The sequence below is a fragment of the Actinoplanes nipponensis genome (assembly GCF_016862275.1).
Taxonomy (GTDB): Bacteria; Actinomycetota; Actinomycetes; order Mycobacteriales; family Micromonosporaceae; genus Actinoplanes; species Actinoplanes nipponensis.
The window spans coordinates 113,725-119,894 of the sequence record NZ_BOMQ01000020.1 but is presented as its reverse complement, the minus strand read 5'-3'; the positions used below and the strand labels follow the sequence as shown (position 1 = coordinate 119,894).

At 73.6% G+C, this 6,170-nt stretch carries 5 protein-coding genes; all 5 read right to left on the bottom strand.

The features are described 5' to 3' along the window. Positions 1-381: 381 nt before the first annotated feature. Positions 382-2,691: a putative bifunctional diguanylate cyclase/phosphodiesterase gene (locus Ani05nite_RS08570; RefSeq protein ID WP_239129491.1), complete on the bottom strand. Its 2,310-nt coding sequence runs from the start codon at positions 2,689-2,691 to the stop codon at positions 382-384. A gap of 135 nt (positions 2,692-2,826) precedes the next feature. Beyond that, a complete protein-coding gene (locus tag Ani05nite_RS08565; RefSeq protein WP_203766603.1) occupies positions 2,827-3,549 on the bottom strand; it encodes a PP2C family protein-serine/threonine phosphatase in 723 nt (240 codons plus the stop codon). A 91-nt stretch (positions 3,550-3,640) separates the two neighbouring features. Then, entirely contained in the window at positions 3,641-4,669 is a 1,029-nt protein-coding gene (locus Ani05nite_RS08560) for a hypothetical protein (RefSeq protein ID WP_203766602.1), read from the bottom strand. After that, on the bottom strand, positions 4,666-5,808 hold the full coding sequence (locus Ani05nite_RS08555) for a transporter substrate-binding domain-containing protein (RefSeq protein ID WP_203766601.1): 1,143 nt from the start codon (positions 5,806-5,808) through the stop codon (positions 4,666-4,668). Before Ani05nite_RS08555 ends, Ani05nite_RS08560 begins: the two co-directional genes overlap by 4 nt. A 55-nt stretch (positions 5,809-5,863) precedes the next feature. Then, entirely contained in the window at positions 5,864-6,115 is a 252-nt protein-coding gene (gene yidD / locus Ani05nite_RS08550; protein WP_203766600.1) for a membrane protein insertion efficiency factor YidD, read from the bottom strand. Between the last annotated feature and the right edge of the window lie 55 nt (positions 6,116-6,170).

Genomic DNA, 6,170 nt, shown 5'->3' with positions numbered 1-6,170 from the left:
GGGCGGGTGCGGGCGGGTGCGGGCGGGTGCGGGCGGGTGCGGGCGGGCGCGGGCGGGCGCGGGCGGGCGCGGGCGGGCGCGGGCGGGCGGGCGCGGGCGCGGGGGCGCGAGGCAAGAGGTGCACCGGCGCGAGGTGCGTGGAACGCGCGGAACACGGAACACGGAACGCGGAACACGCGGAACGCGGATCTTGGAGCATGAGGGTCGAGCCAACACGCTCCAGCTCGCCAAGATCCGCCAGCGGAGTGCCGACACGCGGCCACGAAGCAACCCAAAGCGCCGATCATGGAGCACGCCAGCCGAGCTAACACGCTCCAGCTCACCAAGATCCCCCACTGGAATCCCAACGCCCCGCCCGAAAAGCCCGCAGCCCAGCACACCTCAAGAACCCAAATGCGAAGGCGAATGCGGCGAAGGCTGCGCCGGAACGCCGGCAGCCAGCCGATGCACCGGCCCAGGCTGCCCGAACAGATACCCCTGCCCGAGATGACACCCCAACGCCGCCAGCGCCCGAGCCCGCGCCGGCGTCTCGATCCCCTCGGCCACCACCGCGATCCCCAGCTCCGTGCAGATCGCCAGCACCGAGCGGCACAGCGCCCCCGCCCGCTCCGGGGACACGTCCACATCGGTCAGGGTCGAGTCCAGTTTCACGATGTCCACCGGCAGTGAGTGCAACTGGGCCAGCGCGTTGTAGCCGCTGCCGAAGTCGTCCAGGGCGACCCGGACGCCCCGGCGGCGCAGCCGTTCCGCGACCTCGACGGCGCGGGGCATGTCGGGGATGCGGCGGGTCTCCGTGATCTCCACGACCAGCCGGGACGGCCGCAGGTGGTGCCGTTCCAGGGCCTGGGACACCGCTTCCTCCAGCCCGTGCTGGCCCAGCCGGGCCGCGGAGACGTTGACGTGCACGTCGATCGGCCGGCCGTACGCGTTGGCCAGGTTCGAGGCGTCCGCGCAGGCCCGGTCGAGCACGAAGTCGTCGATCGCCGCGACCAGTCCGGTGCGTTCGGCGACCGTCACGAACACGTCCGGGTCGACCGGGCCGGCCACCGGGTCGGTCCAGCGGGCCAGGGCCTCCACCGCCACCACCGCGCCGTCGGTGAGCCGCACGATCGGCTGGTAGTAGACCTCGAAGCCGGCCGCCGCGGGCGCGCCGGCCAGCGCCTGGGCCAGCAGGTGGGGCAGGTCGGCGTTCGGGCCGCCGTCGGCGCCGCCGGAGTAGCGGACCAGGGCGTTCTTGCCGCGGCGTTTGCTGACGTACATGGCCGCGTCGGCGCGGCGCAGCAGGGTGTCCGCGGACAGCGCGGCGTCGCCGGGCTCGGGGACGACCAGGCCGAGGCTGGCGCTGACCCCGACCGTGTGGCCGTCGATGACGAACGGTTCGCGCAGCGCGGCCAGGATCCGCTGCCCGGCCGGCTCGGCGTCGGCCGCCCGGTGGTCGAGCAGCACCGCGAACTCGTCGCCGCCGAGGCGGGCCACCAGGGCGCCCGGGCCGACCGCGGCGACCAGCCGGTCGCCGATCGCGCGCAGCAGCCGGTCGCCCATCGCGTGGCCGAAGCTGTCGTTGATGAGCTTGAAGTCGTCCAGGTCGGCGAAGAGCAGGGCCACCGGTACGGCGCGGTGGCGGTGGGCGTCGAGGGCGAGCACCAGCCGCTCGCGGAACAGCGCCCGGTTGGCCAGGCCGGTCAGCGAGTCGTGGTACGCCTGGTGGTGCAGCCGCTGCTGGCCCTCCGACACCTGGGCCAGCAGCACCGTGTTGTCGACGATGGTGAACATCTGCCGGGCCACCACCAGGCCGAGCCCGAGCCAGCCCAGGTACGCCTCGTACGAGGTCAGCTGCCCGCCCGCGCCGGTGCGCACCGCGATGACCACGCCGGTGGCCACCACCGGCACGTACGGCAGCAGCAGTTGCAGCCATTCCGCCTCGGCGTGCTGCTCGGCGTCCGCGTCGCCGGGGCCCGGGTTGCAGGTCGCGGCCAGCGCCAGCAGGGCCGGGCCGAGCAGGTAGCCGGCCGACTCCAGCGGGGACAGCACGCCGGTGCTCAGCTGGAGCAGCCGCAGCAGGTCGGAGACGCCCAGGGCCAGCATGGCCAGCGCGGTCAGCCGCAGCGGCGCCCGGGCCGTCCGGGAGGCCGGGCGGGTGGCCAGCAGCAGCACCACCATGACGGCGATCAGCAGGTCCGCCACCGGGTAGGCCGCCGCCAGGCCGACCACCCAGGGGCTCTCCTGCACCTCGTCGAAGATCCGCCGGGGCACCGCCGACCAGACCAGGGCGAGCAGCGAGCCGGTGATCAGCACGCTGTCGATGAGCAGCACGATCCGGTCCCGGCGCAGCGACGCCCGGACCGCGCCGGGCAGGGCCATCGAGCCGGCGATCAGGCCGAGCACGGCGAAGGCCGGCAGGACCAGGAAGCCGAGGTCGGCCAGTTCGTCGGCGACCGGGCGGGTGGGGTCGAGGACGTCGCTGACGGTCCACCACAGGTGCAGGGCCGCGAAGCCGGCGAGGCCGAGGCCGAACAGCACCCGCCATTGCCGGCGGGGGCCGGAGCGTTCCTGGGCGGCGGCGAAGCAGACGACCGCGGCGAGCAGGGCGACGGCGAACTGGGAGGCGTCGGTGAACAGCCGCTGGCCGGCCCCGGCGGGCACCGCGTACGTGCCGATCGCCGTGACGGCGGCGACGAGCACCAGCGTCACGGCTGACTGTGCCGACAGCCGTCGCGTCGTCATCACCACCCGCAGCAGAGCCGCGGCTGGCCGTCCCGCGACCGGAGTAAGGTACCGCAGCCCCGGGCCGTCGCGGGAAGCCCACGGGACCCGGCGCGGCGACGGTCAGTCGGCGGCGATCAGATCGGCGACGATCACCGTGATGTTGTCCGGTCCGCCGCCCCGCAGGGCGAGGTCCAGCAGCCGTTCGGCGCATTCCTGGGGGGCGCCGCAGGCGAGCATCTCGGCCTCGATCCGCTCGGCCGAGACCACGGTGGTGAGGCCGTCGCTGCACAGCAGCCAGCGGTCGCCGGGCTCGGGCTCGACGATCACGTACGACGGGCTGACCGGCTCGCCCTGCAGCGCCTGGGTGACCACGGCGCGGCGCGGGTGGCTGCCCGCCTCCTCCGGCCGGATCAGGCCCTGGTCGACCAGCATCTGCACGTACGTGTCGTCCTTGGTGAGCTGGTTGAGCCGGCCGTCGCGCAGCAGGTAGGCGCGCGAGTCGCCGACGTGGGCCAGGGCGGCGCGGTCGCCGGAGAAGATCACGGCGGTCAGCGTGGTGCCCATGCCCTGCAGGGCGGCGTCGCCGGCGACGGTCTCGGCGATCCGGCCGTTCGCCACCTCGAGCGCCTTGTGCAGGGCGTCCATCTGGCTGTCGTTGTCGATCGGCACGTCGAGGGAGGTCATCGCCTCGACGGCGAGGCGGCTGGCGACGTCGCCGGCGGCCATGCCGCCCATGCCGTCCGCGACGACCAGCAGCCGGTCACCGGCGTAGTAAGCGTCCTGGTTGTTGCTCCGGACGTGGCCTCTATCGGTGACGGCCGCCCACCGCAGGTGCAAGGTCATGGCGTGCAGCCTGCCAGGTCCGGTCCAACCTGTCTGCACGTGGTCGGCGGCGCGTCGCGACAACCGGTGCTTACCTGCGCAAATGCGGAGGTCATCGGGGCCGCAGCGGCCGGCCGAGGCAGCGCGGGTCGACGTCGGTGACCTGCCGGGTGGGCGCCACCCATTCGAGCGCGGACTCGTCGATCGCCCAGCCGCGTACCGTGATCCGGCTCTTGCCGGTGCGGATCGGCTCCGGGCACAGGGTCTTGGACCGCACCTGATCGTTGGGCACGAAGAGCACCTCGCCGCCGCGCTGCAGGATCGTGGTGGCGGTGTCGTCGACGGTGATCAGCTGGCCGCGGATCACCCGGACGGCGCCGGCGCCGGCCGGGCCGACCTCGACAGCGCTGTTGGGCAGCACCGGCGCGCGCAGGAAGACCACCCCGATGACGAACGGCGCGAGGGTCATCGCGGCCACCGCCGGCCAGTGCGTGGCCAGCCGCGCGGCGCGGGCCGGCACCGGACCGGTGAGCAGCCAGCCCAGCAGCGACGGCACGGCCAGCAGGGTGGCCGTGGCGTAGTCGCCGGCGGCCAGCGCCAGCCGGATGCCCGGCGCCACCCAGACCAGCACGAGCAGGCCGAGCCCGACCGGCACCACGAGCGTCACCACGACCAGCATCCGGCGCTCGCCGGGATAGCGCTGCACCGCGGTCAGCGCGAGGATCACCGCGACGAGCATGAGCAGGGCCGGCAGCAGGCGCAGCTGCCAGGTGAAGCCGGCCAGCGCCACGGCGACCGCCACCACCCAGTCGGGCATGCGCAGCGCGGTGAGCGCCAGCAGCGAGCGCCGGGCCGCCTCCTCGGGGTCGGGCGAGCTGATCAGCAGCAGGCCGCCGAGGGCGCGCAGCACCAGCACGACCGCCGGCACGATCCAGATCAGCGTGATGATCAGGGCGCTGATCATGCCGAGCGGGCTGATGTACTGCACCAGCAGCAGCATCGTCGGCAGGTCCTGACGGCTCAGATACCAGAGCCGGAGCACGAGCAGCACCAGCGGGAACGCGGGCAGCGCGGTGAGCAGCCAGTTGAGCTGGTTGCGGCGCACCCGGCGCGGCGGCCGGGCGAGCGGCGTCACCGTCACGGGACCACCTCCTCCCAGGGCAGCTCGCGCACCCGCGGCCGGGCTGTCACCGGCTGCTGCGGGCGGGCCAGCGGCACGGGCTTGCCGTCGGCCGTCTTGTTGGGCACCGTCTCGGGGAGGATGTTCTTCTCGTACGCCTGCTCCCAGCGCGCGTCCTTGGGATCTTTCCAGGACCGGTAGAGCGTGATGTTGACCAGGTCGCGCAGCGCCGCGTTGGCGCCGACGCTGACCCCCCACGCCTCGGTCTTGTCCAGGCCCAGGTCCCAGTGGTCGTACTTGTCCTTGTAGCGGGCCTTGTAGCCGCCCAGGATGGCCGCGTCTGTGGTCACCGCGTCCACCTCCTCGAGGTTGAGCAGGTCGAAGCACTCCGAGACGCGGTTGCGCTGGCGGAGCCGGGCCCGCGAGTCGTCCGCCGTCTTCGCGCTGGTGGAGCTCGACAGGGAACAGACCGTCTTGTCCCGGAACTCCTCGAGGCTGGCCACCTTGTCGTGGCCCTTCAGCGTGATCACCGACTGCTCGGTGTGCAGGTACGACTGCGAGAACATGACGTTGGGCATGCGCTCGCGCTCCTCGGTGATGCTGAAGCTGGCGATCACCAGCTTGACCGGGACCGGGTTGCCGTCCAGGTCGGTGGCCTCCATCCGGGCCCGGTCCTCGCTCTCGATGCCGTAGAAGCGCACCTCCTGGCGGCGGAAACCCAGGTCCTCGGCGATCATGTACGCGATGTCGATGTCGAAACCGCGCCAGCTGCCGTCGACGGGGTCGCGCTCGGCGATGCCCGGCTGATCGTCCTTGACGCCGATGGGCAGCGTCTGCCACTCGTCGACGCCGGCCGCGCGGCGCAGGTCCTCGATCGAGGGCGGGCCCAGGTGGAAGAGCCGCACCCAGGCGAAGGTCAGCACCAGGATCATGATCACCCCGACGGCGGCCAACCGCCACGGCGCCAGCGAGGCGCCCCAGGTGCGCACCAGCCGGTCCCGGCCGGTGAAGGCGGGTGAGGGGAAGGCCGGCTGGGTGAACGAGCGCCGCAGCCCGGTGAGCGCCCGCCGGGCCCGGGCCCGGCGGGGTCGGCGCTGGGTGGGCACCCGCCGGTGCACGATCACCTTGCGCACCGGCGCCTCGCCGCTGCCGTCGTCCATCGTCGACACTGTGCTCCCGTCGGTGTACCGGACCGACCATGGTGCCGGACGAAGGTCACGGAACGGGGTCCGCGGTCCCGAACGCGACACCGGGCCGGCAGCGCCGCAGCCGGGCGGCGGTCAGCCGCAGACCCTCGCGCGCGCCGTGGCGCCGCACGGCCTCCAGTCCGTAGGCGCTGCAGGTGGGCTCGTAGCGGCACCGGGTGGGCAGCCGCGGCGAGATCCTGCGGTAGACCCGGATGACCGCGATGACCGCGGAGTCGGCCCGCGCCGCCGGGCGCGCGCGGCGCCGCCTGTTTCCCCACATGGCGACCATGGTGGCCGACGCGTGCGACGGTTCGGCATACCGCCACCGGAACGGG

What these genes read in the sequence shown, in the direction of transcription:
- yidD (WP_203766600.1), bottom strand. Translation starts at nt 6,115, where the DNA reads ATGTGGGGAAACAGGCGGCGCCGCGCGCGCCCGGCGGCGCGGGCCGAC.
- Ani05nite_RS08555 (WP_203766601.1), bottom strand. Translation starts at nt 5,808, where the DNA reads ATGGACGACGGCAGCGGCGAGGCGCCGGTGCGCAAGGTGATCGTGCAC.
- Ani05nite_RS08565 (WP_203766603.1), bottom strand. Translation starts at nt 3,549, where the DNA reads ATGACCTTGCACCTGCGGTGGGCGGCCGTCACCGATAGAGGCCACGTC.